The organism is Haloarcula marismortui ATCC 43049, from assembly GCF_000011085.1.
GTDB classification, from domain to species: Archaea; Halobacteriota; Halobacteria; order Halobacteriales; family Haloarculaceae; genus Haloarcula; species Haloarcula marismortui.
In genome coordinates this window covers 746,655-770,547 of record NC_006396.1, presented here as the reverse complement: position 1 = coordinate 770,547, position 23,893 = coordinate 746,655, and the positions used below count along the sequence as shown (strand labels likewise).

Below are 23,893 nucleotides of genomic sequence, written 5' to 3'. Positions count from 1 at the left end.
TGGTAGCCGGCCAGAACAGCAACGGAACGGACGAGAGCTACACGGTCGAGACAGTCGTCGAACCGGTGTCCGGGAGGGTTCCCGTCTCACCGAGTTCCGCGATACATTCCTCGACTGATTCCGTCCGGCCCGCGTCGGCAAAGGGGGCCACCTGCACGAGAGTGTCGTCCTCGTAGACCGCGAGACAGACGGCCGGCATGACGAGCTCTCGGCGTTTCTCGCCTGTCGTCGAACTGTAACAGAGCCGGGTGTCGAAAAACGGCGCGAGACAGACACCGGACTCGCGGGCCCAGTCCGCGAACTCGTTGTACAGGTCCCGTTCGATCCCGTTACCGGGGCCCTGCAGCGGAACACGTTTCTCCCATTCCACCGTTTCGATGTCGTCGAGGACGCCGCGGCACACCAGCTCTTGTAGCTCACATTTGATAGCGGTACAACGTTTCTGTGATGGCGCAGGGAGGTCAGACCGGACGAACAGGGTCGCCCGACGACCGCACGGAGCGGTAGAGCTGGACATCGGTACTCATACCTGTACCTGTGCAATAATAAATCATTATGTTTGTAGAAGTATATTTTTACACCACACTAGAACTCGTTACTCCTCGCCGTTTCCGTCTCCGTTTTCGGTACCGGTGTCGTCCCTGTCTGGGCCCTCGATATCGTCCTTTATCGACCGCAGTTCGGCATCTACGTCAACAGGAACGTCAGTAACTTCATCAGGGTCGACCGCCTCACTCACTTCAGATTCAGCGGCTAACCTTTCCCGGATCTGACCGCGTAATTGTTGGGCTTCCTGAATAAGTTCGCGGGCTTCCTCATCTTCCGGCGTCCCCTCCACAGCCTGCTGAAGGTCTGTCAACGCACCGTCGAGGCGGGAGAGCGTGGCCCGGCTCAGGTCACTCGCACGCTGTCGCACCTCTCCCGAGGCGGAGCCCGTCGATGTCGGCCGCCCCTCGGCCATCCGGAGGGCTCGCCGGAGTAGCTTCAGTGCCTCGATGTTGCTCTTCAACACGAGAATGACCGCGGGGATAGTTACATCGCTGGTGAACCGGAGGAGTTCGCCCGGTGTCGGCGGCCGCGGAAGACCACTGTCGGTCGTGGGCTCGACCTCCGTCTCCAGGTCCTGTAGCGTCGTAACGAGATCCGTAATCAGGGCGGTAAGGTCGTCGTCCGAGCTCATACCTCTCTCTTGTCGCCTCAGGTACTAAAGGCCGCGCTGTGTCGGCGATCGGTTCCGGACCATTTCTGCCCTCGATGCAGGGGCTGGCGTCCGCAGATGATTAGGCCAACCAAAATCCTTTTAGCTTTAGGGGTGCCTAACTCTGATAATGCCATCACAGACGGACGATGTCGAGACCTCCGAGGACCGCCCGGACGTTGCAGCACTGGACAGCGGTGCTGACAGAACCGTGTTTACTGAAGACGGGAACCGAGACGGCTGGATTTCGACTGACGTAACCGTTGACCTCAGACGGTAGTTCGTCCGCCCCCGCATTGCGTTTCTCTTTCCTCCGAGTCTGCACTGTTTTCTGCTGGAACGGTTCACACCACGCTATACACCTGAGCTAGGTAGTGACTAGCCGGCGAAAGAAGCTGAGAGAGAAAGCCTTGTGCCGAGTTAGTCCAGCACGAGCGTGTCGTCTTCGAGGTAGTGCTCGATGTGGTGGGCGTCTTCCTCGGTCTGGACGATGATTTCTCGGAGGATCTGGGCCGTGGCGTGGTCACCGAGGTTTTCAGCGAGGTCGATGTGGTCACGGAGCGACTCGATGATGTCGCCGTACATCTCGAGGTCGTTTTCGAGCGACGTTCGGATGTCGTACACGTCCTGTCCTTCCGGCTCTACCGACGCGTGCTCTTCCTGTGCCTTGCCGCTAGAGATGGGCGTGCCACCGAGGGCCTGCGCGCGCTCTGCAAGCTCGTCGGCTGCCTCTTCGGCGTTTTCGGCCGCTTCACCGAGGAACAGGTGGAGGTCGCGGAACTCGGCACCCTCGACGTTCCAGTGGTGCTTCTTGACCTGATGATACAGCGTGTATGTGTCCGCCAGGTCCTGATTCAGCGCGTTGATTACCTGCTCGGACTTCTCCTTGTCGAGGCGGAGTTCGTTCTCTTCGACATTCCCGAACTCGCGTCGGACGTGCTCTTGTGTTGCCATAGTCATCTTATTGTACAGGTGGAAGCCACTTAAAGATTGTTTTGTGAAAATATGTTTTCGGGAACCCAAAAATTATATTCTCAGATGGAAGGGCTGGTTACCTGAACTGAAATATTATCCGCTGATCACAACTGTCGCTTTATCCCGGGCGCTGCACTTGAGATAACCGGGAATATATCTACTATGACGACGGCCGGGAAACAACGAGCGCAACGGCGTTTTCGTCGATAGTGCTGCTGTCAACCGCTGTTTCGCGGAGGACTTGCTCCTGATGGACTGCGACGACCGCGGCAAGCAGGTAGTCATCGAGTCCGAGATGCGCGCCGTACTCCTCCCAGACGGTCTCCCTGACAGCCATGAAGAACGTCTCGGGCGTGCGGTGTAGCACCGCATCGTCGAATCGCTTTCGCCACTCGTAAACGAGGTCCTCGACGCCCGGATTCTCACGCATCGTTCGCTGGTGGTCGGCGAGCGCGGATCGCAACTGTTCTTCGTCGACGCTGTTCGTCCCCGCAACGCCACGGACCACTTCGTCGTCAAACGGTGCTAGGAGTGCAGTGTCATTCATCGGACGCCGGTACGGGGGTGACAAACAAAAACACCGTCACACCGAAATCGCGGTAATGAATCGTCTAGATTCCCGCTCGCCGGGAGTTCCCCACACATATATTCGGGCCCACCGTAACCACCGAGTAGAGGCATGGGACGATTATCGACGTTGTTTGCGCCGGAACGTGTCGCAGTGGTCGGGGCGACCGATTCGGAGGGATCCGTCGGTCACGCGGTCACCACGAACCTGCTCGATTCGTTTACAGGGGAGGTCGTGGCCGTGAACCCGAACAAAGAGACAGTACTTGGATTGCCGTGTTACGACAACCTCGCCCGCCTGGACGACCCCGGGTCGGTCGACGTTGCCGTCGTCGTCGTGCCGCCGACGGTGGCGGTCGAGGTCATCGAGAACGCTGGGGAAGCGGGTATCGAAAACGTCGTCGTCATCACCGCTGGCTTCGGTGAGACTGGCAGTGATGGGGCCGAACGTGAAAAGCGGCTCCGGGAAGCGGCCAGTGAATACGACCTGAATCTGGTCGGCCCGAACAGCCTCGGCGTGATGTCGACCCCCGTCGGGCTCAACGCCACTTTCGGCAATGAGATGGCCAGCGACGGCGACATCTCCTTTATGAGCCAGTCGGGCGCGTTCATCACCGCCGTGCTGGACTGGGCCGCCGAGCGCGATGTCGGCTTCAAGGACATCGTCTCGCTCGGGAACAAAGCAGTACTCGACGAGAGTGATTTCGTCGCTGAGTGGGGTGACGACCCTGATACTGATGTCATTCTGGGCTATCTTGAGGACATCAATGATGGGTCCTCGTTCGTACAGACGGCTCGTGAGGTGACACAGGAGACGCCGATTGTGCTTGTCAAGTCCGGCCGCACGGACGCGGGTGCGAGCGCGGCCGCCTCCCACACCGGTGCGATGGCCGGGTCGGAGCGGGCCTACGAGGCAGGCCTCGATAAGGCCGGAACGCTCCGCGTTGAATCTGTGCAGGAACTGTTCGATTACGCGCAGATTCTCGCCGGCCAGCCGCTCCCGGATGGAGACGAAATCGCCATCGTCACAAACGCCGGCGGTCCCGGCGTGATGACGACCGACGCCGTCGGCGACTCGGACCTGCAACTCGCGCAGTTCGGTGACAAGACGTTCTCCCGACTCCGCGAAGAGATGCCTGATGAGGCCAACATCTACAACCCGGTCGACATTATCGGCGATGCTCCCGCCGAGCGCTTCGAGACAGCCCTCGAAACAGTCCTTGCGGACGACAACGTTTCGATGGCCGTCGTCGTCGCCTGTCCGACCGCAGTGCTTTCCTTCGAGGAACTCTCGGAACGCATCGTCGAACAGCAAGAGCAGTTCGGGAAACCGGTCGCGGCGACGCTGATGGGCGGGAAGTCGGTTGACGCTGGTGCGAACGTCCTGAGCGAAGCGGGCGTGCCGAACTACTTCGACCCGGCCCGCGCGGTCGGCAGTCTGGGCGCGCTCAAGCGCTACCGAGAAATCAAAGCGACGGAGTACGAGGAACCGACGACGTTCGACGTGGACCGCGAGCGGGCCCGCGAGATACTCGAATCCGGCGCCCGGCGCGGGTCGAACCGGCTCGGCGTGGAAGCGATGGAACTGCTTGACGCGTACGGGATTCCGACACCACAGGGTGATGTCGTCTCCTCGCCCGTCGAAGCGGAGGCTGTCGCCGAGGAAATCGGCGACGACGTGGTGATGAAAATCGTCAGTCCGGATATCCTGCATAAGTCCGACATCGGCGGCGTCGAGGTCGCTGTCCCCGTCGAGGAAGTTCGCGACACCTACGAGGACCTCGTCGTCAGGGCACGCAACTATCAGGAAGACGCGACGATTCTTGGCGTTCAGGTACAGGAGATGGTCGACCTCGACAACGGCGTCGAGACGATTCTCGGGATGAACCGCGACCCGCAGTTCGGACCGTTGCTGTTGTTCGGTCTCGGCGGAATTTTCGTCGAGGTGCTCGAAGACAACACTGTCAGTGTCGCTCCTGTCAGCGAGACCGAGGCGAAAGGGATGCTCGATGACATCGACTCTGCGCCGCTGTTACGCGGTGCTCGGGGCCGCGACCCCGTCGACGAGGCCACGCTCGTCGAGACAATCCAGCGGCTCTCGCAACTCGTCACTGACTTCCCCGCGATCGTGGAACTGGACATCAACCCCCTCGTCGCGACGCCCGACGGGGTGCAGGCGGTCGACCTGCGACTCACCCTCGACCAGGAGAAACTATGACCGACACGAACACGCTACTCGTCACATCACTGGAGGAAGGTATCGGCAAGACGGCAATCACGCTCGCGCTAGCGACACGAGCCCACGACGCGGGCTACGATGTCGGCTACATGAAGCCCAAGGGGACGCGTCTGCGGAGTGCGGTCGGCAAGACGCGGGACGAGGACCCGATGCTCGCCCGCGAGCTACTCGATCTGGAGACCGACCTCCACGACATGGAGCCCATCGTCTACTCGCCGACGTTCATTCAGGAAGCCATCCGCGGGCGTGAGGACCCGGATGACCTCCGTGAGCGACTGCAAGAGGGCATCGAGACGTGTTCGGACGGAACCGATATGCTCCTCGTCGAGGGGAGCAGTGACCTGGCGACTGGCAGTATCGTCGACCTCACAGACATCGATATCGCGGAGTTGCTCGACGCCCGTGTGCTGTTAGTCACCGGCTACGACACGCCCAGTGACACGGACGAAATTCTGTCGGCGGCCGAAGCGATCGGTGATCGACTGGACGGGGTCCTGTTCAACGGCGTCACCGACGCGACGGTCGACGAACTCGCCGACGACGTGGTCCCGTTCCTCGAAGGCGAGGGCATCCCGGTCCACGGCATTCTGCCGCGTGACCGTTCGCTCGCAGGTGTCACGGTTGCTGACCTCGCCCGGAACCTCGGCGCGGACATCCTCACTGGTGATGCCAACACCGACGTCCACGTCGAGCGGTTCAGCGTCGGCGCAATGAGCGGGAGCAGCGCGCTCGAACGCTTCCGGCGGACACGCGATGCCGTCGTCGTCACCGGCGGCGACCGCTCGGAGGTCCAGACGGCGGCCCTCGAAGCGTCTGGTATCAACGCATTACTCCTCACTGGTGGGTTCCAGCCTGCCAGTGCGGTCATCGGACAGGCGGCTGAGAAAAACGTCCCAGTGCTGTCAGTCCAGTCAGACACGCGGACGACGATAGACAGAGTCGAGGAAGTGCTCCGAACCGGGCAGACTCGGAACGAGGCAACAGTCGACCGTATGCGGACGCTACTGGACGACGGCGTCGACGTCGAGTCGCTGCTGTCAGTTGACCTCTAGCACCGTCGTTTCGGCTGGGCGTTAGCCCGTTCCTAACGGAACATGGCCCGGTGCTGAGGGGAAATCTCCAGATGAAACGTGCCTTACTATTTTAGTGATCGGTAGTCAATCAACAGATGGAGCCTTACTGGCTCCGTAGTGTCACACGACGGGGGTTTGCCCCCGTTCTATCCCCTTTGTGCTGACACACCGACAGCTACTGCTCGATAGCTGGCCGCAGAACCGATTGTTGGAGATGCGCTCTGAGTCCGTCAATTACGCTCTCAGGTGACTCGATGTCAAGGGGTGGCACCGGCCAGACAGTGCAGTCGGTCATCCGTTCGATACCGTCCGGATTCGTACGCTCAGCGGTCGTTTCGCCTTCGTACTCGTTGAGAACGACACCGACGACCGGCACGCCTCGTTGCCGGAGCGCCTGAACCGTCAGCGCCGTGTGATTGAGCGTTCCGAGGCCCGAACGGGCGACGACCAGCGCAGGAAGCCCGATATCCGCAACGAGGTCGATGACCTCTCGGTCGTCCGCGAGCGGGACGCGCAGGCCGCCGATACCCTCGACAATAGCTGTCTCGCTTCCCGCCACGACATCGGCGACCCCGTCGCGGATCGACTCGTAGGAAAGCGTGACATCGTCGTCTGCTTCCCGTGCGGCCACTTCTGGAGCCAACGGTGGCGATAACCGCTGCAGACAGACTGCGGCGTCCGCCGTGCCACAGACGGACTCGACAAACGCCGCGTCGTCGTCCGGCGGGTATCCGGTCTGGCAGGGCTTAACGGCGACAGCCTCGGTTCCTGTCTCCCGCAGCCAGCCCGTCAGCCCGGCGGTCACGACCGTCTTGCCGACGCCGGTGTCGGTCCCGACAACGAAGACGCCGTCCTCGGCGATGCGACCGGTCCCACGCCCAGGTCTCGAATCATTGCTCGTCTCGCTCACAGCACGCCCACCTCTGTGCCGGCAGTTCGGAAGGCGTCGAGACACTGCGCGATGTCGTCGGCGGTGTGTGTCGCCATCGGTGCAACCCGGATGCGGGACGTTCCTTCTGGCACTGTTGGCGGTCGAATCGCAGGCGCGACGATACCGTGGTCGCGCAGGCGGTCGGCCAGTTCGAGGGCGTCACCACGGTCACCGACGATGACCGGGAGAATATGTGTCTCGCCAAGCACCTCGTAGCCCATTGTCTCCAGCCCGTCCCGAAGCGTTGCCACGGTATCCCAGAGTTCCGCCGCGCGGTCGGTCTTGCGAGCGATTCGCAATGCCTCGCAGGCTGCGGCGGCGTTCGGTGGGGATAGCCCGGTCGAGAAGACGAACGACCGCGCGGCGTTCAGCAGATACTCGATGAGCACCTCGTCACCGGCGATGTAGCCGCCCTGGCTCGCCAGCGCTTTCGAGAGCGTCCCCAGTTGGATGTCGACACGGTGACTCAGCCCCTCACGTTGCACGACGCCACCGCCGCTATCACCGAACAACCCTGTCGCGTGCGCCTCGTCGACCATCAGCCACGCGCCGTACTCGTCGACGGCGTCACAGATGGCCGATAGCGGCGCGATGTCTCCGTCCATCGAGAACACGGAGTCGGTGACCACGAGCCACTGTTCGTCCTCATCGACATCGGCTGCTCGCGTGGCCAGTTTCGCTCGCAAGTCGTCCGGGTCACAGTGGTCGTAGACGACTGTCTCGCTGGCCCCGACGCGACAGCCGTCGATAATTGAGGCGTGGTTCAGCTCGTCCGAAAAGACGACATCCGGGGCCAGCGCGTCGATAGTCCCGATGTTGGCCGCGTAGCCCGACGAGAACACCAGAGCCCGCTCGGTCCCTTTCGAGGCCGCGAGGTCGCGCTCCAGCGCTCGGTGGACCTTCGTGTCACCTGTGACCAGCCGCGAGGCCCCCGCGCCGCTCCCAACGGTTCGTGCGCCCAGTTCGGCCGCTCGTTGGACTCGGCTGTCATCGGCGAGTCCGAGGTAGTTGTTCGCGGCGAAAACGACTTCCTCGTCGCCGAACTCCGGTGGGTCTCCTTTAGGGTCATCGGCAAAGCGGGTCCGCGCCGAAACGGATTCGGCGACTTCCAGATGGCGCCGGAGGTTCTGTGCGTCGCGCTGTTCGAGTCGCTCGTTCAAATCGAAGCCGTGAGTCATGAAGCGTAGAGTCAGGCAGTCTCAGAAACCAGGCATCAGGTCGGCGGGGCCGAACACGCCGTAGTGCCCGGCGCGGTTGTTCCGGACACCGGCTTTCAGATAGCCCAGTGCTGGCCCGTTGACGTTGGCCTCCATACTCGTCGCGTCATCGAGTTCGAAGGTGTTCGTTCCCGTCTCGCCGTCGAATGTCGTGCCCGTTACGCTGACCGTCGTCGTGGTCGGTTTCTCGTCCGAGCGCACGTCGAGGACGCCGCCGACGTGGACGTCCTCGGCATCGCAGATGCCCGCACGCTCCAGCAACACGTCGTCGGCGTGTTCCATGTCGTGGAACTCCAGCACGCCGTCGTGCTCGTCGATGAGCGCCTCGATTTCGGCTTCGCTCATCTCGCGGGCTGTCTCAATGTCGTAGCCGTCGAGGTGCGCGATGTCTTCCCGGACCGTCCCGCGGTTGTCTTCGTAACCGGACTTGAGGCCGACGCCCCACCAGATTTCGACTTCCTCGACCTCAACGAATGACTGGGCGGCCAGCGCCGCCGCCCCCGTCAGGAAGCCGGGGGTCGCGCCAGCCCCACAGACGAACGTGATGCCGGACTCTTTCAGCAGGTCTTCGCGGTCATCGAGCATGCCGATGACACGGGAGCGTTTGAGCACGTCAATCATGACGCCCTCGTAGTCAGCCTCGGCGAAGCGCTCGGCCACACGCGGGATGAAGTCGTGTTCTAGGTTCGGCAGCGCCAGCAGAACGGCGTTGATGGCGTCGCTCTCGGCGATAATGTCGTCGATGGGCGTTTCCGTCGGCTCGCCCTGCGAACTGGCGACGATGCCGGCCTGCTCGCCGTGCTGTTTGACGCCGTCGGCTGTTTCCGCCGTGGCTGTGCCGCCGTCGGCGGCCATATCCGGGTCGTCCTCCGGCCCGCTGTCTCGCGGTTCATCACCGCTCGACTGTTCCGGGCCGCTTTGCGGCCCGCTCGCGATGTTGCCTTCCGTCGCCTCCAGCAGTTCGTCTACGTCGAGGCCATCGTGGTCGAGAGCCACGCCGTTGCGGTCACAGGCCGCGACGGCGGTGAGGCCGTCCTTGTGCTGTGAGACTTCGAGCGTCCGCCGTCCGATTCCACCGGTTCCAAGCACTGCAAAGCGTATGTCGTCCATTGTCAGTCGTCGGATTTGAGTTCTGATTTCGTCTGTGCTGTCCCTGCCGCCGTCTCGGTTTCTGTCTCGTCAGCCGCGCGTTCTTTGACCGCCTCGGGGTCGAACTCGTTGGCCTCGGTGTTCGGCTCGAGTCCGGCCTCCTCCATGATTTCGAGGTCGTCGGCTGCCGTCTGTCCCTCTGTTGTGAGGTAATCGCCAGTGAGGATGCCGTCCGCACCGGCCTCCAGCGCGGCCACCTGTCCGTCCGTGTCGAGATTGACCTCGCGCCCGCCGGTCAGGCGCACGCGGGACTCTGGATGGAGCAGGCGGTACACCGCGATGGTCTTGACGACTTCCTCGGTCGTGATGTCGGGCAGCCCCTGTTCGGCCATGGGGGTGCCAGCGACCGGATTCAGGATGTTCACCGGAAGCGAGGAGATGCCGATGTCCTGCAGGGCCATTGCCGCGTCGACCCTGTCGGTCGGTGATTCGCCCATCCCAAGGATGACGCCGGCACAGAGGTCCATGCCGGCGTCCTTGGCGACCCGGAGCGTCTCGACCCGCTTCTGGAAGGTATGGGTCTGGACGACCTCCGGGAAGTACCGGGGAGAGGTCTCGATATTGTGATTGTAGTGGTTGAGTCCCTCGTCGGCCAGAATCGCGGCCTCCTCCTCCGTGAGGATGCCGAGACTGGCGTCGACCTCCACGTCCGTCTCGTCGCGGACGAGACGGATGGCTTCGAGGACCTCCGCCCACTCCTCAGGTCGATTCTCCTTCGAGACGCCTTTCTCGGCGACGACGATACCGAACCGCTGTGCGCCGTCGCGTTCGGCGCGCTTTGCGGCTTCGAGTATCTTCTCCGGGCCGAGAAAGCCGTAGTTGTCGATGCCGGTGTCGAAGTGGACTGACTGGGCACAGAAGCCACAGTCCTCCGCGCAGTTCCCGGCTTTGGCGTTTACGATCGAACACGCGTCGACGGTGTCGTCACCCAGTTGCGTGCGCACGTAGTCGGCCCCGGCCGCCAGGTCGTCGACCGGCTGTGCGATGAGAGCCAGTCCGTCCCGTCGGTCGAGGCGTTCGCCGTCCAGCACGCGTGCGACAGCGTCGTCTACCGTTTGGTTGCCCGTCTCGTAAACCACATTCTCGCTGTCGGTTGACGGTTTGATAAAGATTCGGGTGGGTCCCGCAACCGACACACAGATCGCGGGGGTACCGTTTTACCGGACCCACTGCTACGCATTCACATGGCTGGATCGACGGAGGCGGGAACCGAACGCGTCGCCGAAGACGGCCACGAACACCGAAGTCGGTGGCCGCTGCTAGCTGCAGTCGGCGCTGCGTCGCTGTACCTGAGTATCGGGCTGGTCTTTGTCGGGCTCGATCTGGTCCCGTCTGTGGTCCCGATTGTCCTCGGTGGTGCTGGTGCGATTGGCTTGCTGACCGGACTCGCCGGGTGGGCTAACGAGGCCTTCATCGCCGATTACCTACGGAACCGCAGCGGTGGCGATTCCGATCTGTACGCCACAACGATGATTCTGTTTCTCGTCTCCGACGTGGCGACCTTCTCCGCCGGTTTCGTCTACTATGCCTTCATTCGGGCCGGGTCGTGGCCGCCAGCCCACCTCCCGCCGCTGCTCGGCTCGCTCGTGGTCATCAACACGGCGCTGCTGCTTGCTAGCAGCGTGACGCTCCATTACGGGCACGAGGCGCTCGAAGACGGGAACCGGGACCGGTTCCTCGGCCTGCTCGGGGTGACGCTCGCGCTCGGCGTCGTCTTCCTCGCCGGACAGGTGTACGAGTACTACGAGTTCGTTGCCGTGGAGGGGTTCGGCATCGGTTCGGGCGCGTTCGGGAGCGCGTTCTACGGCCTGACCGGTCTCCACGGTCTGCACGTCGCGCTCGGCGTCCTGCTGCTCGCTATCGCCTTCGGGCGCGCGCTCCGTGGCCATTACGCGCCCGAACGGGACACGGCTATCCGGACCACGTCGCTGTACTGGCACTTCGTCGACCTCGTGTGGGTGTTCCTCGTCGTCGTGCTGTACGTCGGCGCTGCGCTCTGACCATGCTCTGAGTGCGAGACCGCTACTCTGACCGGCCGGCCCGCTGTTCCAGTCGCACCAGCCGCCGGTACAGTGGCGGGGCCAGAACGCCGAGGAATCCGAGTGCAATGGCGAACACTCCAAGCGGGAACTGTAGTGGTGCGGCCGCGAAGCAGGTGTTCTCCGCGACGAGGGTCACGTAGTACTGTTCACCCTCGTAGGTAACGATGGCCCCGCGCCGGAAGGCGTCGGCGTTGGGCACGCTACCGACGACCTGCTGCTCACCAACTGGGTCGTCCACAGCCGTCAGAAACGCCGTCTGCTCGGCCGAAGAGAGGTCCTCGAAGGCTACCTGTGGGAGCCGCGGTCCCGGTTCGGCTCCGCTGAACCGCTCGGCCGTCCGCTCCGGCCCTTCGACGCCGATAGTCGGGTTTCCGCAGTTCTCCAGGTCCGGCTCAATGAGCGCGTAGCCGCCGGGCACGGCTCCGGCGATACCGACCGCGACGAGCAGGACGCCAACGAAGGGCGCGAGATACTGGAAGACGAACGAGTCAGCACCATCGCTCATCCGTTAGCTTCCTCCTCCGCCGCGGCTGCGGAGCGTCTCGTCCGATTTGAGGTACTGGAAGGTCACGGTTAGCCCAATGCCGTACGCCCAGTGAGAGACAAGCACGAACGTGAGGTACCCGATGAACGTAAGCCCGCTCTGGCCGGTGTAAAACGCGATGGCGAACCCGCTAGATATCAGTGTCGCAAACACCAGCCCGGTCTCGAACAGGAGGCGACCGGGGAGATAGTCCGAAAAGGCAAGGAACAGGAGCGGCCAGGTGACGGTCCCGCCAACGAGGAACAGGACCGCGCCGATTGCCGGATTCGCGGGCAGCCCGACCAGTTCGGCGATTTCACCGAACGAAACCGGGACGAGGACGCCAATGAGTATCGCCGTGATGAGTCCGCCGCTCATCAGGACCGTGCCGACGAACCCGCCGACTGCGGCCATCCAGGCGTTCCGAGAGACCGTCTGGGCGACGGTGCCGACGCCGCCGGCCAGCCCGGTCGGTTCGGCTTCGGGGGCGTAGGAGCGCCGTGTCGTCTCGGGCTCCGTCGGCTCCATGTCGTATTTGTCCATCATATGCTGTTCGAACCACTGCCACTCGCGGGTGAACTGGCTCGTCGCCTTCAGGCCCCACGGGTCTGTCGTCGTCACGGGCGTCCCCCGCCAGTACGAGACAAGCATGTTATACAGCCATAACAAGGCGCTCAGGCCGATGATGTAGCCGCCCACAGTCGCAATCTGTTGGGCAAGCTGATACTCCGGCGGGTAGATCGTCTGCCGTCGCGGGAGCCCCAGCCCACCGATGACCAGCAACGTCATGAACGTCACGAACGAGCCAAAGACGATCAACAGCGCCTGAAACCGTGCCATCCGCGTGTCGTACCACCGGCCAGTGATGAGCGGATACCAGTAGTAGCTCGCGGCGATCATCAGGAACGGGATGATGCCGACGACGATGAGATGGAAGTGGCCGACGACGTAGTACGTCCCGTGATAGAGGATATCAACCGGGATGACGGCGAGGAACACGCCGGTGACGCCACCGATTATGAACGTCCCGATGCCGCCGGCACAGAGCATAAATGGCGCAGTCAGGCGGATATTCCCCTCCCACATCGTCGTGATCCAGTTGAACACCTTGATCGCGCTCGGAACGGCGATGGCGATGGAAACCGCCATGAACGACAGTTTGACCCGCGGGTCCGCACTCGTCGTGAACATATGATGCGCCCAGACGCCAAAGGAGAGCACGCCAAGCCCCAGTGTCGAGTAGACGATGAACTGGTAGCCAAAGAGCTTTCGCCCGACGAACTTCGGTAAAATAAGACTCATCAGCCCCGTCGCCGGAAGGAAGAGGATGTACACCTCCGGGTGGCCCCAGAACCAGAACAGGTGTTGCCAGAGGATGGCACCGCCACCCTCCGTGGCGAAAAAGGCCGTTCCGAGGTTCCGGTCTAGCAGGAGCATCACGAGCGCGCTCCCCAGCAGCGGAAAGGCGAACAGTGCAATCCCGCTCGTGACGAGCATATTCCACGAGAAGATGTCGAGGTTCGCCCAACTGACACCCTCACCGCGCTCGTAGACGATTGTGGTGATGAAGTTGATGGCCCCGACTGTCGTGGCGATGCCGCTCAGGTGTAACCCGAGCAACAGCAGGTCTATCTGTGGATTGGGCTGTTGCACAGACAGTGGCGCATACAGCGTCCAGCCGACGCTCACCTCGCGCATCGTGAGAAAAAACCGGATAGCGTCCGCCGGGAGCACCAGATTCAGCACCTGTCCGAGCACCTGCATCATCAGTCCCATTCGGACCAGAATCAGCGCCGGCAGCAGGAGCCAGAAGCCAATAGCGTTGACGCGGGGGAACGCCATGTCGTCGGCCCCGATGAGCAACGGCAAGACGTAGTTCCCGATGCCGAAAAACACGGGCAGGACAAAGAATATCAGCATCGTCAGCCCGTGCGTGGTAAATAGCGCGTTGTACGTCTCCGGCGTCCAGATGTCCGCCGGCGGCGTCAGCAGTTCCGTCCGGAGCATCATCGCGTCGACACCGCCCCATAGGCCGGCGGCGGTGCCGAAAAAGATGTACAGCAAGCCGATGTCCCGGTGATCCGTCGTCGTCAGCCAGCGGGACAGTTCAGACTGGATTCGACCGATTTCGAATTCGACCTCCTCCCGCGTCGTGTAGCCGCCATCGCTCTCCGGTCGCGCCTGCCGTTGCTCCCGGACCCACAGGAAAAGCACTGCCAGGGCCAGCACAGCGAGAGCGGTTCCCTCAACGATAGCCCTGTTTAGCATCTGTGTGTGACGTGCCGTGCCGGAACGGTTGCTCGTGTCGCCATGCTATACGTTACCAATTTCTGACACGCCCACGCTCATAAAACCACACGGAGACCCGGATCTTGCGGCGATCGCCCCTCAGTTAACGCAACGTTGGGCAAGTTATTTGACATGGCGATTGGTACAGTGTGACAATGCGTCTCCGAAGGCGCGTGCTTCAGGCGGGCCTTGTCGTGGTCGGGCTCTCGCTACTTGCTGCTCCGGTCACAGCGCAGTCGGTCAACAGGGCTGCTATCGACGACCTCAACGAACAACTCCTGTACGTCGCCCTGCCACTGACGCTATTCGTGGAACTCACGCTTGTGTACGTGATCTACCGGTTCCGAAACAACGACGACCCGAAGCCGACTGTTGACGACCCGGCGCTAGAGGTGACCTGGACGGCCGCGACGGGCGCGATACTCGTCTTCGTCGGTGTTTCGGCGTTCGTGGTGATGGCCAACCCCTACATCACGCCCGCAGCAGCCGAGGCATCCGCCGGCGGGGGCGACGCCTTCGCGGAGGATACGCAGATAGATGTCCTTGCCTACCAGTGGGGGTGGGAGTTCTCCTACGGCGAGGCCAGCGTTACGACAGAGGAACGGCTCGTTCTTCCGGCCGACAAGAACGTCACGTTCAGGCTGCGGACAACAGATGTGATTCACGCCATCTACATTCCACAACTGGGCGTCAAACAGGACATCTTCCCCGGCCGGACGATGACAGCCCGGACCCACGCCACCGAACCCGGCGAGTACCGACTGTACTGCGCCGAGATGTGCGGGGCCGGACACAGTAAGATGGACGCCACCGTCGTCGTCAAGAACCAGTCCGGGTACGACGCCTGGATGGAAAATCAGACGACCGCAGCCGGGTAGGTCGACATACCGATGTGACCGCTCAGTACAGGTCGTCGAGTTCGTCTTCGGTGTGGCTGTGTGACTCGCGCGGGAACTCGCCGGACTCAACGGCGTCGATGTACTCGTCGACAGCGTCGGCCACCTCACCGCGAACGTCGCCGAACTGCTCGGCGAACGGCGGGCTGGACTCCGAGAGGCCGACCACGTCGGTGAAAACGAGCACCTGACCGTCGCAGTCACCGCCGGCCCCAATACCGATTGTTGGGATATCAACGGCCTCGGTGACCTTGGCCGCGAGGTTGGCCGGGATGTGTTCGAGCACCAGCGCGAACGCGCCGGCGGCCTCGTGCTCTCGCGCGAGGTCGAGGATTTCCTCGGCCTCCTCACGGCCCGTCGCCTGTCTCGTGTAGCCGGTCTGGTTCACGCTCTGTGGCGTGAGCCCGAGGTGGGCCATTGTTGGGATTCCGAGCTCGGTCAGCCGCTCGGTCAGTTCGACTGTATGTGGTCCAGATTCGAGCTTGATCGCGTTTGCGCCCTCTTCTTTCAGCATTCGCCCACAGTTCTGGATGCTCTCGCTTTCGTGCGCGCCGAAGGAGAGAAACGGCATATCGGCGACGACCAGCGCGTCGTCCGCGCCGCGTGCGACCGCGCCGACCCGGGAGGCCATCTCATCGAGCGTGACCGGGAGCGTGTCGTCGTGGCCGAGCACGGCGTTCCCCATGCTGTCGCCGACAAGAATGACGTCCACGCCGGTGTCGTCAACGATGCTCGCGGTAACGGCGTCGTACGCTGTCAGCATCGTGATCGGCTCCTCACCAGCCATCGCCTGCAGGTCCCGGACAGTTGGCATATCCGAGCGGGGGCGCGCCTGGGCCTTACCTGTTCGGGTTGCGCACTTCGCCCGGGAAACCGCAAGGCGCTTGCCGCACCTGGCTGTACCATCAGACGTGCCAACAGTCGAGAAAACGGACCCCGACGGCGTGGACTTCGGGTGGGTGATGCAGGTCACGTTCGTGACGACGATTCTGGTCGGCTCGCCGCTCGTCGTGCTCGCGTCGACCGCGGTCACGCTCCAGACTTGGACCGCGCGAGCGCTGTTCGCGGTCCGCGTCGGCGCGCTCATCTGGTTCCTGACGGCCGTCTGCGTCTATCTTTACGCGCGGTACCGGGCCTGATCGAACTCGCTTGCCCACTCGAACGTCATCCCGGCCCGCTGTGCAGCCGTCGCATCGCTCTCCGAATCGCCGACGAACACCGTCGCTTCGGGATCAACGCCGATTTCATCGGTAATCGCTAGTAGTCCCTCCGGGTCTGGTTTCGGTGACTCGACGGTGTCACGGCCGACAACCGGACCGACGTAGCTGTCGAGGTCATGCACATCCAGCGCCGCCCGACACGCCTCCTCTGCGTTGAGCGAGCACACGCCGACGGGGACGCTGTGTGGGAGCCCCTCGGCGAGGGCCAGTCGGTCTGACTCATGCGCACCGGTCCGCTCGTGGTCGGTGATCGCCGCTTCGACGGCGTCACGGTGGCCAGTCTCCGAAGACAGCGTCAGCATCTCCCAGAGGTCACGGCTCTCGGGCTCGACGTTTCGTTCGCGCAGGACCGTCGCCACGTCGCTGGTCACTGTGTCCCAGTCGACAGCCAGCCTGACGAGCGTCCCGTCAAGGTCGTAAATCACAGCGTCGTGTGTCACACCAAGCGGTAGGGCCGACACCCGCAAAACCGCTTCGCCCCGGCCCACTCACTCCAGCAAGTCCTGCGCGATAATGTTCTGCTGGATTTCGCTGGTCCCCTCGTAGATAGTCGTCACCTTCGCGTCGCGGTAGAACCGCTCGACGGGGTAGTCAGTCGTGTAGCCGTAGCCGCCGTGGATCTGGATCGCCTCGTTAGCCACCTCGACCGCCGTCTCGCTCGCGAAGTACTTCGCCATGCTCGCTGCCGCTCTCGCATCCTCGCCGCGTTCCAGTTGCTGTGCGGCGTTCCACGTCAGCAGCCGCGCCGCCTGTACGTTCGTCGCCATGTCCGCGAGTTTGTGCTGAATCGTCTGGAACTCGCTGATCGGCTGGTCGAACTGCTCGCGTTCCTTGGCGTAGTCGAGGGCCTCGTCGAGGGCTGACTGTGCGAGTCCGACAGCCTGTGCAGCGATAGCGACCCGACCGGTGGTCAGAATCGACAGGGCTGCGGCCAGCCCTTTACCTTCCTCTGTCAGCTGGTACCGCTCGGGAACCCGGACGCCGTCGAACTGGAGCGGTGTCGTGTCGCTCGCGCGGAGCCCGAGTTTGTCCTCTTTCTCACCGACGGTGAGTCCCTCTGTGTCTTTCGGCACCAGGAACTGCGTTATCGAATCCGGGTCGTCGGGGTCGGCCTTCGCGAAGACGATGACGACGCCAGACCGTTTGCCGTTGGTGATCCACTGCTTCTCGCCGTTGATGACGTACTCATCGCCATCGCGCCGGGCAGTGGTCGACATCTCCCGCGGGTTCGACCCGGCCTGTGGCTCCGAGAGCGCGAACGCGCCGACTGGGCGGCCGTCGACCATCTCCGGGAGCCAGTCGTCCTGCACTGCTTTGGAGCCGAACTGTGCGATACACGAGGTCGCGAGACAGTGGACCGACAGCGCCGTCGCGACCGCGAGCGACCCGTACGCGAGTTCCTCGTTGACCAGTGCGTACGTCGGTTTGTCGGCGTCGAAGCCGCCGTATTCCGCCGGTGTTGTCAGTCCGGTGATGTCGATATCCGCGAGCCCGTCCCAGCATTCCTCGGGAAACGATTGTTCTCGGTCGGCATCAGCGGCTTTCGGGCGGATGTCCTCGACGGCAAACTCTCGAACGGTGTCACGGATGGCTCGCTGCGCAGCGGAGAGATCCATACCGGCCGTTACACCGGAGTCGGCAAAATATCCGGGGTCAGTTGGACTCGACGAGGTCGATGTCGAGGTACTGCTCAAGCGCCTTGATTGTCGAGCCGCCGACGTTCGCTTGCGTCGCGCGCCCCTGCTCGACAGCGAGGATGTCTGCGTCGTCAAGATCGAGTTCCTCGGCCAGCTCACTCGTCTGGAGTCCCTCGTCCTGTCGCGCCTCCGTTACGCGCTCGCCGTACTTACTGACCAGATACGGGAGCTGGTCATCGTCGTAGTCAGCGCCGTCCTCCCAGTGCGACGTATCGGCTCGTTGCGCGTCCTGCAGCTTCGCCGCGTTCTGTGCGGCTTTGCGTTTCCGGTTCTGTTCGTCGCGCGAGCTGTCATTGCCTGTCGTTCGCTCGTTTTCCCCGTGGTCACGCGCACAGCTGTCACACACTTGGAGGGTCGCACCAGCGACGTTCGCGGTCTGGAGGTCGCCGCCGTCGCTACCGCAGAGCTCACAGCTCCCGCCGGCGCTATCGCCACCACTGCCGGTCGAGTATTTGGCCATGCCCCCCGTAGCGGTTTCGTGATATTTCAAACGTCCGGTTCGACCGAGTGTCACACCCTCCCGGGGCGGGTCCAAACGAAAGCGCTTTTATTTACCCACCGGGAACAGTTGAATGCACTCAGACAGAGCGCGCGTGGGTAGCCAAGCCAGGCCAACGGCGCAGCGTTGAGGGCGCTGTCCCGTAGGGGTCCGCCGGTTCGAATCCGGTCCCACGCACTCTCGGAGTGCAGGTGCATTCCCTTGGGACTGCACCCACGCAAACTTACTTCGGACACAACGCTTCCAGAGCGTTCGCTGTCCATTCTGTCGTCAAGAAATCGACAGACGCGACCTGAGCGAGCCCACCCCTCGCTCACCGCATCTCATCGAGCGCGACGGCGTGTTCGATGTCGACCGAAATCCAGTGGGTTGGGAGCTCATCGTCCTGTTCGCTGAAGACGGTGAGCTCGGTCGGATTGTCCGCGTCGTCAACCGCATAGTCGAACCGAGTCGATCCTGCGGGGCGAGCAGACGAGTCACGGAGTGGGTCGTACACTGACATCGTCAGTCCCTCATTTTGAGACAACGCCAACACTCATTATAAGCGGCAGCTGTGATTCCTGCGGTGTGAGAATCTGGCCGGCGTCTCTCGCCCGCGTTTGTAACAAGACCGTGTGGGACCGCATTCGAACCAGAGCAAGAAATGCTCGCTCACAGCAGTTCGCTGTGCGTTCCTTGCAGGGCTCGAATTCGCTCCAGCCGCTATTCGTCCTCACTATTATTCGGACAGAATATGCGCGGGACCGGATTCGAACCGGAGGAAGACTCGTTTCACTCGTCTTCCAGGGTTCGGAATCCGCTGACGATTCTGCTGCTCGCGTGTTGCTCGCAGCAAGAATGCGCGGGACCGGATTCGAACCGCCTGAACGTCGCTCACTCCGTTCGCTCGTTCCGTGCTTCGAATCCTCATTCCGCATTCACGACTCTCACGCGTTGTTCGAGTCGAGAAGTGCGCGGGACCGGATTCGAACCGGCGGACCCCTACGGGATAGCGTCCTAAGCGCTACGCCTTTGGCCTGGCTCGGCAACCCGCGCGCATCAGTCGCTATCCGTGTTGGAATAAAGAACCCTTCGCTTGCGGGCGACGAAGGTTTAGATAGGATGGGGACCAACGACTTGGTATGTACCGCGCCAGCGACCGAATCGAGCACGATGAGTGGCTCTCCGACATCGAAGCGGCGTCGGACAGGCTCGACCTCGGGACGGCGGCGCGGTCCCACGCAGTTGACCTGTTCCTCTCGACAGTTCCGGAGGAGGACCGGTCCAAACAGGCGACAATGGCGGCCAGTGTGTACGTTGGTGCGCTGGTCGCCGGTGAGGAGCGGTCACAGTCGGCCGTCGCGGAGGCGACAGACGTCTCTCGGTTAACGATTCAACAGCGCTGGAAGGACCTGCTGGAGACAGCCGGGCTGGAAGCGCCGGGCTGGTAACTACGAAATGTTCTGGCGGCCGGTGCGGTTCGGCGTGAGATTACCGTGTTCGTCGATTTCGCCCTCAACGATCCGGGTCGAAGAGATGATGTCGCCGTCCGCGGCGCGGACGTGCGGAACGACTTCGATTTCGAGCGGGTCGTGGCCTCGCTCCTCGCGGATTTCGTTGATGCGGCGGCCGCCGGTCTCCGTCTCTGGCGAGACGACGAGCGTGTCGAACTGCGGCTCCGTGGCGATACCGGTCGGCTCGGTGAGCTCCCGGACCTCCCATTCGCGCTCCAGATCGGTGGCGAGCGCCGCGAGTTCGTCGGCGAGTGCGGATTGCCGTTCGCTGAACGGGCGAACGTGGCGCTGGTCGTGGCGTGTCTTCGGCGCGAGGTCGTCGCTGGTGAGGCCAACTGTCACGTCCCCGAGTTCGAATGCGCGTTCGAACAGCGCGCGGTGTCCGTCGTGAATCGGGTCGAACGTTCCCCCCAGCGCGACATTCATATCCCGGGCAACGGCACGGGTAGGTTTAGTAATATCGACTTGTGAAACAGCCTGTTGGAGCCGAGTTTGATTACACGTCGGCGTCGTCGTTGCCGTCTTCGGACTCGTCTCCGTCGTCACCAGTGGCCTCGCTCGCGTCGGCGTCGGTCGCGTCATCGTTCGCATCTTCGACGGAAATCGTCACTGGCTCGTTGTCGGGTTCCAGTGTCGTCTCGCCGCCGATGTGGTCGTCAAGGTTGAACACCGTGTTCAGTTCCGACTGGATGTCACCGACGATAGTGTTGACGAGGTCGCTCGGCGAAATGGCGCTGTACTCGTAGGGATTGTTGCCTGCGCCGTCGCTCTCACGCTTCTGGCGGGTCACGATCTCCTCCTCGGTGAGCGCGGCCAGGGCCTCGCGGACAGTGCTCGGATACAGGCCGGTCCCTTCGGCTATCTCCTCGCTGGTGCTTTCGGGCTGCTGTCGCAGGTGGACGTAGATCCGCGCCCGCGTCTCCGTGTCGAGGACCCACGCCAGCAAGTCGACAATTCCTTCGTCGAACTGCTCGACCGCGCGGTCTGCCTCCTGCTCGATTCGGTCCCGGACATCGTCTGTGTCCTCAAGCTCGTCGTGGTCGTTGTCGTCTGCAGACATGCGTTGTCTCTGTGAGGACAAAAGCTACAGCTGGATAAAAACCCTTGCCCCGGCTCTCCAGTCCCTGTCTAGAAACGACCAATCCGTTCCGGCCCCAGGCGACACCCTTCGTCAGGACAGTCGCAGTGAGTCTGCAAGCGCCATGACCCCCTCTTCCGACCGAAGCCGGCGCTGTCGCTCGGCGCCGCTTTCGCGGTGGTACAGCTCCCACAGCCCATCGACCCCCAGACGGTCGCTCTCGATTTCGACCAGTTCCTCCACCGAGCGCGTCGTTGAGAGGTCACGCGACAGCAGCTCCGCGGACTGGCCGTGGCGAATCGCGCGCCACTTGTTCTCGTCGAGGAACTCCCGGCGGAGCCGTCGACCGGACTCACCATCCTCGTAGCGCTCAGCGAGGTCGACAACGAGTTCGTGGACGTACTCAACGAAGGCCAGTACCCGGTCCGGGTCGGCCTGCCCGTCCGGGGCCCGTACCTCGACAGTGCCGTGGCCGGAGTGGGGCCGCACGTCGAACCAGAGCTCGCCGCGGTCGTCGATGCTCCCGGTTTCGAGCATCCGCTGTTCGTAGGTCTCGAAGGCGTCGTAATCGTCGAAGGTTGTCGGCATTCCGGTGTTGGGCAGGGCCTCGAATATCTTCCCGCGGGCGGACTGCAGCCCGGTGTCGAAGCCGTTCCAGTACGGGGAGTTGGCCGACAACGCGAGCATCAGTGGGAGATGCCAGCGAAGCTCGTTTGCCACCCAGACGGCCTTGTCGGCGTCGTCAACGCCGACGTGGACGTGCAGCCCCGCGGTCGTGTTGCGGTGCTGTGGGTACTGAATACGGTCCAGCTGTGACTTGTAGCGCGGTTTCTCGGCGTGTTCGAGTTCGCGCCACTTCGCCAGCGGGTGCAGGCCCGCTGCGGCGATACCGAACCCGTTCGCTTCGGCGTGGTCGACCAGCGCGTCCCGGACTGACCGGAGGTGGTCACCGGCGTTCGCCGGGTCGTCGATACGCGGCGTCTGCGTCTCGATAACGCACTTGAACAGTTCGTGGTCGAGCCGCCCGTCAAGAACCGCTGGTGGCTCCGTCTCGTAGACGAGTTCGTCCGTGCCAGACGTTGGGCGACCGAACTCGTCGACGACGTAGAACTCTTCTTCGATGCCGAGCGTCCCCATCCGGGTAAAATGCTCGGCAGAACCCGTCGCGTCCATTAATCAGCACATCGGAATCGACCCGCTAAAGCCTTCCGTCCCCGCCCGCTCAGCCCGCACAACTGGATTCCATCCTGACGTGACTCGCGTGAACAAGAGGTCCCGCGTCAGTCCTTGCGGGGCCGAGCGACGATACCGAGATGGTCCTCGTGATACGGGTCCAGTCGCGCCGTCTCCAGCAGTTCGTACTCGGCGCTGAGTTCCGCACGCACGCTGTCGAACACGGCGTCGGGGTCGGCAGTCACGTCCTCGCTCCGGGCTTTGATAGCCGCGAGCAGCCGACCGTCGTCGGTCAGGAACTGTTTGTTGAGTGTCGCCACCCGGGCCTGCCCTCTGGTTGCCACATCCTGTACAACCACGTCGACCGGTTCGACGACGTGGGCGTAGCTCTCAGGCTTGCGTGCGTCCTTGAGCAGCGGAAAGAGGTTTCGCCGGCTCTCCGCGGCGTCCAGCAGTTCCCGCACCGGTCGGGGCGCGAACTCGACGGCGTAAGTCGGCCCGCCGAAATCAGCGACGTGGCTCACGGTCGTCCCGGCTGCCGCACCGAGGTACAGCACTGTCTCGCCGCCGCCGAGGCCGGTGTCCATTCCGTGCGCAAGCATCGCACCGAGCTTCGAGCGGTGGGGGTCCCACCGCCGCCAGTCACCGTCCGTCCGCTCGCCGTACACCGGCTGTCCCTGTGTGGCGAGACTCGTCTCACCGCCGAAGTCGTGGCGCTCAACGCCGGATGGAAGGGTCATTCGTCGTCCCCCTCCTCGGCTCGTGCCTGAATCCGTTCGATGCGCTCGTCAAGTTCCACCTGCAGGTCTGGCCGGCGGTCGCCGCTGTAGTGGTCGATGCGGGCGGCAATCGAGAGCTTCCCCGCAAATGCCCGCGCAGCCGACCCGCGGTCCTCCCGGCGGGTCCCGCGCACGTACTCGTGGGTGAAGATGACGCCGTGTTTCGGTGACGGGGCCGACCCTTTGAGGTGGGCAAAGAGCGCGTCTTCCGCACCGAGAACCTGCACTGTCCCGCTCGGTTTCTTCGCCAGCGCTTCGAGCCCGCCGGCCAGTGAAATAAGTCGGGCTGCAAGCACGGGTCCGGCCAGCATCGAGAGATTCGGCGCGACGGCGGGCGCGGTCCGCTCGATGTACGCCCGGATTGAGTCCGCCTCGTCGGCCAGCGCGGCCGTCTGCTCGGCGAGCGACCGGAGCGCGCGGTCCCCTTCGTCCTCATCTTCTCGGTCGGCCAGCGAGCGGGCATACTCGACGCCGCTCCCGCTGTCACCGTGTCGGCTCCCGCCCCATTCAGCGACCCGTTCGGCGAGTTCGTTCGCCGTCCGCTCGCAGTCAGCCATCGCCCGCACTGCGTGGACGAGTTGCTGGTCGTCAGCGCCCTCCTGTTCGGCGACCGCCGCGCTGGTGGCCGCCATCGTCACCTCGTGCAGACGGTCGTAGTAGGCCGCCTCGTCGTCGGCGAACCCTGCCTCGACGGCCTGCTGTGGCCAGTCCTCCGGCGTGTCGGCTCGCCCGGCCTCTATCTGTTCGACAGCGGCCGCGTCGTCGTCCGGGTCCAGCCCGGCGAACCACCCGTTGCTCATAGCCGTTTGTGCACGCCCGATGCGAAAAAGTGACCCGGTTAGCGTCTGCGAAAGG

At 63.2% G+C, this 23,893-nt stretch carries 27 protein-coding genes and 2 tRNA genes; 8 read left to right on the top strand and 21 right to left on the bottom strand.

Annotation, left to right across the window (positions count from 1 at the left end; translation table 11 throughout):
* Positions 1–37: 37 nt before the first annotated feature.
* The gene (locus tag RR_RS07970) at positions 38–517 is read right to left on the bottom strand and encodes an HTH domain-containing protein (protein WP_011223301.1); all 480 of its coding nucleotides are present in this window, start codon (positions 515–517) and stop codon (positions 38–40) included.
* A 78-nt stretch (positions 518–595) separates the two neighbouring features.
* Positions 596–1,180 carry a DUF7547 family protein gene (locus RR_RS07965; RefSeq protein ID WP_007190373.1) on the bottom strand — a complete coding sequence of 195 codons (585 nt, stop codon included), beginning with the start codon at positions 1,178–1,180 and terminating at the stop codon, positions 596–598.
* Positions 1,181–1,328: 148 nt separating this feature from the next.
* Here RR_RS07965 and RR_RS22350 point away from each other — a divergent pair, with 148 nt between their 5' ends.
* Positions 1,329–1,478, top strand: coding sequence for a hypothetical protein (locus tag RR_RS22350; protein WP_004961340.1), 150 nt, complete (start codon positions 1,329–1,331; stop codon positions 1,476–1,478).
* Positions 1,479–1,618: 140 nt separating this feature from the next.
* Here RR_RS22350 and dpsA read toward each other — a convergent pair whose 3' ends face one another.
* Positions 1,619–2,152, bottom strand: coding sequence for a DNA starvation/stationary phase protection protein DpsA (gene dpsA, locus RR_RS07960; protein WP_004961342.1), 534 nt, complete (start codon positions 2,150–2,152; stop codon positions 1,619–1,621).
* A 181-nt stretch (positions 2,153–2,333) separates the two neighbouring features.
* The gene (locus RR_RS07955; RefSeq protein WP_011223299.1) at positions 2,334–2,720 is read right to left on the bottom strand and encodes a hypothetical protein; all 387 of its coding nucleotides are present in this window, start codon (positions 2,718–2,720) and stop codon (positions 2,334–2,336) included.
* 132 nt (positions 2,721–2,852) lie between these two features.
* Between RR_RS07955 and acs the strand changes: the two genes are divergently transcribed.
* Both acs and RR_RS07945 read left to right on the top strand, forming a co-directional pair.
* The gene (gene acs, locus RR_RS07950) at positions 2,853–4,958 is read left to right on the top strand and encodes an acetate--CoA ligase alpha subunit (protein WP_011223298.1); all 2,106 of its coding nucleotides are present in this window, start codon (positions 2,853–2,855) and stop codon (positions 4,956–4,958) included.
* A complete protein-coding gene (locus RR_RS07945) occupies positions 4,955–6,031 on the top strand; it encodes a phosphotransacetylase family protein (RefSeq protein WP_004961348.1) in 1,077 nt (358 codons plus the stop codon). The genes acs and RR_RS07945 overlap by 4 nt, the downstream gene beginning before the upstream one ends.
* Before the next feature lie 196 nt (positions 6,032–6,227).
* Here RR_RS07945 and bioD read toward each other — a convergent pair whose 3' ends face one another.
* The 4 genes from bioD to bioB are packed head-to-tail and all read right to left on the bottom strand — an operon-like array spanning position 6,228 to position 10,428.
* Entirely contained in the window at positions 6,228–6,962 is a 735-nt protein-coding gene (bioD, locus tag RR_RS07940) for a dethiobiotin synthase (RefSeq protein ID WP_049938833.1), read from the bottom strand.
* The gene (locus RR_RS07935; protein WP_011223296.1) at positions 6,959–8,161 is read right to left on the bottom strand and encodes an aminotransferase class I/II-fold pyridoxal phosphate-dependent enzyme; all 1,203 of its coding nucleotides are present in this window, start codon (positions 8,159–8,161) and stop codon (positions 6,959–6,961) included. The genes bioD and RR_RS07935 overlap by 4 nt, the downstream gene beginning before the upstream one ends.
* Before the next feature lie 21 nt (positions 8,162–8,182).
* Positions 8,183–9,310, bottom strand: coding sequence for a hypothetical protein (locus RR_RS07930; protein ID WP_011223295.1), 1,128 nt, complete (start codon positions 9,308–9,310; stop codon positions 8,183–8,185).
* 2 nt (positions 9,311–9,312) lie between these two features.
* Positions 9,313–10,428 carry a biotin synthase BioB gene (gene bioB / locus RR_RS07925; RefSeq protein WP_049938832.1) on the bottom strand — a complete coding sequence of 372 codons (1,116 nt, stop codon included), beginning with the start codon at positions 10,426–10,428 and terminating at the stop codon, positions 9,313–9,315.
* A gap of 105 nt (positions 10,429–10,533) precedes the next feature.
* On the opposite strand from bioB, the gene RR_RS07920 reads away from it, so the two are divergent.
* Positions 10,534–11,349 carry a cytochrome c oxidase subunit 3 gene (locus RR_RS07920; protein ID WP_011223293.1) on the top strand — a complete coding sequence of 272 codons (816 nt, stop codon included), beginning with the start codon at positions 10,534–10,536 and terminating at the stop codon, positions 11,347–11,349.
* A 22-nt stretch (positions 11,350–11,371) separates the two neighbouring features.
* On the opposite strand, the gene RR_RS07915 is transcribed toward RR_RS07920, so the two are convergent.
* Positions 11,372–11,896: a hypothetical protein gene (locus RR_RS07915; RefSeq protein ID WP_004961361.1), complete on the bottom strand. Its 525-nt coding sequence runs from the start codon at positions 11,894–11,896 to the stop codon at positions 11,372–11,374.
* 3 nt (positions 11,897–11,899) lie between these two features.
* Positions 11,900–14,182 (bottom strand): DUF6789 family protein, encoded by a 2,283-nt coding sequence (locus RR_RS07910; protein WP_011223292.1) that lies wholly within the window; start codon positions 14,180–14,182, stop codon positions 11,900–11,902.
* A 176-nt stretch (positions 14,183–14,358) separates the two neighbouring features.
* On the opposite strand from RR_RS07910, the gene coxB reads away from it, so the two are divergent.
* Positions 14,359–15,081 (top strand): cytochrome c oxidase subunit II, encoded by a 723-nt coding sequence (gene coxB, locus RR_RS07905; RefSeq protein ID WP_011223291.1) that lies wholly within the window; start codon positions 14,359–14,361, stop codon positions 15,079–15,081.
* 22 nt (positions 15,082–15,103) lie between these two features.
* Here coxB and panB read toward each other — a convergent pair whose 3' ends face one another.
* A complete protein-coding gene (panB, locus tag RR_RS07900; protein WP_049938831.1) occupies positions 15,104–15,913 on the bottom strand; it encodes a 3-methyl-2-oxobutanoate hydroxymethyltransferase in 810 nt (269 codons plus the stop codon).
* Positions 15,914–16,010: 97 nt separating this feature from the next.
* Between panB and RR_RS07895 the strand changes: the two genes are divergently transcribed.
* Positions 16,011–16,238: a DUF5822 domain-containing protein gene (locus RR_RS07895; RefSeq protein ID WP_004961369.1), complete on the top strand. Its 228-nt coding sequence runs from the start codon at positions 16,011–16,013 to the stop codon at positions 16,236–16,238.
* Here the strand turns inward: RR_RS07895 and RR_RS07890 are convergent.
* The 3 genes from RR_RS07890 to RR_RS07880 are packed head-to-tail and all read right to left on the bottom strand — an operon-like array spanning position 16,217 to position 18,476.
* The gene (locus tag RR_RS07890; RefSeq protein WP_004961371.1) at positions 16,217–16,759 is read right to left on the bottom strand and encodes an HAD family hydrolase; all 543 of its coding nucleotides are present in this window, start codon (positions 16,757–16,759) and stop codon (positions 16,217–16,219) included. The genes RR_RS07895 and RR_RS07890 overlap by 22 nt on opposite strands.
* 48 nt (positions 16,760–16,807) lie before the next feature.
* Complete coding sequence (locus tag RR_RS07885) at positions 16,808–17,935, bottom strand: acyl-CoA dehydrogenase family protein (RefSeq protein ID WP_011223287.1); 1,128 nt, start codon at positions 17,933–17,935, stop codon at positions 16,808–16,810.
* 37 nt (positions 17,936–17,972) lie between these two features.
* Positions 17,973–18,476, bottom strand: coding sequence for a helix-turn-helix domain-containing protein (locus tag RR_RS07880; RefSeq protein WP_004961375.1), 504 nt, complete (start codon positions 18,474–18,476; stop codon positions 17,973–17,975).
* 131 nt (positions 18,477–18,607) lie between these two features.
* Here RR_RS07880 and RR_RS07875 point away from each other — a divergent pair.
* Positions 18,608–18,692, top strand: a tRNA-Leu gene (locus RR_RS07875).
* A 136-nt stretch (positions 18,693–18,828) separates the two neighbouring features.
* Here RR_RS07875 and RR_RS07870 read toward each other — a convergent pair.
* Positions 18,829–19,017, bottom strand: coding sequence for a DUF7511 domain-containing protein (locus RR_RS07870; RefSeq protein ID WP_007190383.1), 189 nt, complete (start codon positions 19,015–19,017; stop codon positions 18,829–18,831).
* 448 nt (positions 19,018–19,465) lie between these two features.
* Positions 19,466–19,550 (bottom strand) — tRNA-Leu (locus RR_RS07865).
* An 86-nt stretch (positions 19,551–19,636) separates the two neighbouring features.
* Between RR_RS07865 and RR_RS07860 the strand changes: the two genes are divergently transcribed.
* Positions 19,637–19,945, top strand: coding sequence for a cyclin (locus RR_RS07860; RefSeq protein ID WP_004961393.1), 309 nt, complete (start codon positions 19,637–19,639; stop codon positions 19,943–19,945).
* Here the strand turns inward: RR_RS07860 and RR_RS07855 are convergent, their stop codons facing one another.
* From RR_RS07855 to RR_RS07835, 5 genes are all read right to left on the bottom strand, one after another.
* Positions 19,946–20,434 carry a phosphopantetheine adenylyltransferase gene (locus RR_RS07855; RefSeq protein WP_004961395.1) on the bottom strand — a complete coding sequence of 163 codons (489 nt, stop codon included), beginning with the start codon at positions 20,432–20,434 and terminating at the stop codon, positions 19,946–19,948.
* 70 nt (positions 20,435–20,504) lie between these two features.
* On the bottom strand, positions 20,505–21,068 hold the full coding sequence (locus tag RR_RS07850) for a winged helix-turn-helix domain-containing protein (protein WP_004961397.1): 564 nt from the start codon (positions 21,066–21,068) through the stop codon (positions 20,505–20,507).
* A gap of 111 nt (positions 21,069–21,179) precedes the next feature.
* Positions 21,180–22,259, bottom strand: coding sequence for a glutamate--cysteine ligase (locus RR_RS07845; RefSeq protein ID WP_011223286.1), 1,080 nt, complete (start codon positions 22,257–22,259; stop codon positions 21,180–21,182).
* Positions 22,260–22,366: 107 nt separating this feature from the next.
* Entirely contained in the window at positions 22,367–22,999 is a 633-nt protein-coding gene (locus tag RR_RS07840; protein WP_011223285.1) for a fibrillarin-like rRNA/tRNA 2'-O-methyltransferase, read from the bottom strand.
* Positions 22,996–23,838 (bottom strand): NOP5/NOP56 family protein, encoded by an 843-nt coding sequence (locus tag RR_RS07835; protein ID WP_011223284.1) that lies wholly within the window; start codon positions 23,836–23,838, stop codon positions 22,996–22,998. The genes RR_RS07840 and RR_RS07835 overlap by 4 nt, the downstream gene beginning before the upstream one ends.
* Positions 23,839–23,893: the final 55 nt, after the last annotated feature.

Excerpts from the sequence above, each read along its gene's own strand:
- RR_RS07885 (WP_011223287.1), bottom strand. The coding sequence starts at position 17,935 with ATGGATCTCTCCGCTGCGCAGCGAGCCATCCGTGACACCGTTCGAGAG.
- RR_RS07935 (WP_011223296.1), bottom strand. The coding sequence starts at position 8,161 with ATGACTCACGGCTTCGATTTGAACGAGCGACTCGAACAGCGCGACGCA.
- RR_RS07870 (WP_007190383.1), bottom strand. The coding sequence starts at position 19,017 with ATGTCAGTGTACGACCCACTCCGTGACTCGTCTGCTCGCCCCGCAGGA.
- RR_RS07915 (WP_004961361.1), bottom strand. The coding sequence starts at position 11,896 with ATGAGCGATGGTGCTGACTCGTTCGTCTTCCAGTATCTCGCGCCCTTC.
- RR_RS07965 (WP_007190373.1), bottom strand. The coding sequence starts at position 1,180 with ATGAGCTCGGACGACGACCTTACCGCCCTGATTACGGATCTCGTTACG.
- RR_RS07880 (WP_004961375.1), bottom strand. The coding sequence starts at position 18,476 with ATGGCCAAATACTCGACCGGCAGTGGTGGCGATAGCGCCGGCGGGAGC.
- RR_RS07930 (WP_011223295.1), bottom strand. The coding sequence starts at position 9,310 with ATGGACGACATACGCTTTGCAGTGCTTGGAACCGGTGGAATCGGACGG.
- RR_RS07920 (WP_011223293.1), top strand. The coding sequence starts at position 10,534 with ATGGCTGGATCGACGGAGGCGGGAACCGAACGCGTCGCCGAAGACGGC.
- RR_RS07945 (WP_004961348.1), top strand. The coding sequence starts at position 4,955 with ATGACCGACACGAACACGCTACTCGTCACATCACTGGAGGAAGGTATC.
- RR_RS07840 (WP_011223285.1), bottom strand. The coding sequence starts at position 22,999 with ATGACCCTTCCATCCGGCGTTGAGCGCCACGACTTCGGCGGTGAGACG.
- acs (WP_011223298.1), top strand. The coding sequence starts at position 2,853 with ATGGGACGATTATCGACGTTGTTTGCGCCGGAACGTGTCGCAGTGGTC.
- RR_RS22350 (WP_004961340.1), top strand. The coding sequence starts at position 1,329 with ATGCCATCACAGACGGACGATGTCGAGACCTCCGAGGACCGCCCGGAC.
- RR_RS07860 (WP_004961393.1), top strand. The coding sequence starts at position 19,637 with ATGTACCGCGCCAGCGACCGAATCGAGCACGATGAGTGGCTCTCCGAC.
- RR_RS07910 (WP_011223292.1), bottom strand. The coding sequence starts at position 14,182 with ATGCTAAACAGGGCTATCGTTGAGGGAACCGCTCTCGCTGTGCTGGCC.
- RR_RS07955 (WP_011223299.1), bottom strand. The coding sequence starts at position 2,720 with ATGAATGACACTGCACTCCTAGCACCGTTTGACGACGAAGTGGTCCGT.
- RR_RS07845 (WP_011223286.1), bottom strand. The coding sequence starts at position 22,259 with ATGGACGCGACGGGTTCTGCCGAGCATTTTACCCGGATGGGGACGCTC.
- dpsA (WP_004961342.1), bottom strand. The coding sequence starts at position 2,152 with ATGGCAACACAAGAGCACGTCCGACGCGAGTTCGGGAATGTCGAAGAG.
- panB (WP_049938831.1), bottom strand. The coding sequence starts at position 15,913 with ATGCCAACTGTCCGGGACCTGCAGGCGATGGCTGGTGAGGAGCCGATC.
- RR_RS07855 (WP_004961395.1), bottom strand. The coding sequence starts at position 20,434 with ATGAATGTCGCGCTGGGGGGAACGTTCGACCCGATTCACGACGGACAC.
- RR_RS07835 (WP_011223284.1), bottom strand. The coding sequence starts at position 23,838 with ATGAGCAACGGGTGGTTCGCCGGGCTGGACCCGGACGACGACGCGGCC.
- coxB (WP_011223291.1), top strand. The coding sequence starts at position 14,359 with ATGCGTCTCCGAAGGCGCGTGCTTCAGGCGGGCCTTGTCGTGGTCGGG.
- RR_RS07970 (WP_011223301.1), bottom strand. The coding sequence starts at position 517 with ATGTCCAGCTCTACCGCTCCGTGCGGTCGTCGGGCGACCCTGTTCGTC.
- RR_RS07850 (WP_004961397.1), bottom strand. The coding sequence starts at position 21,068 with ATGTCTGCAGACGACAACGACCACGACGAGCTTGAGGACACAGACGAT.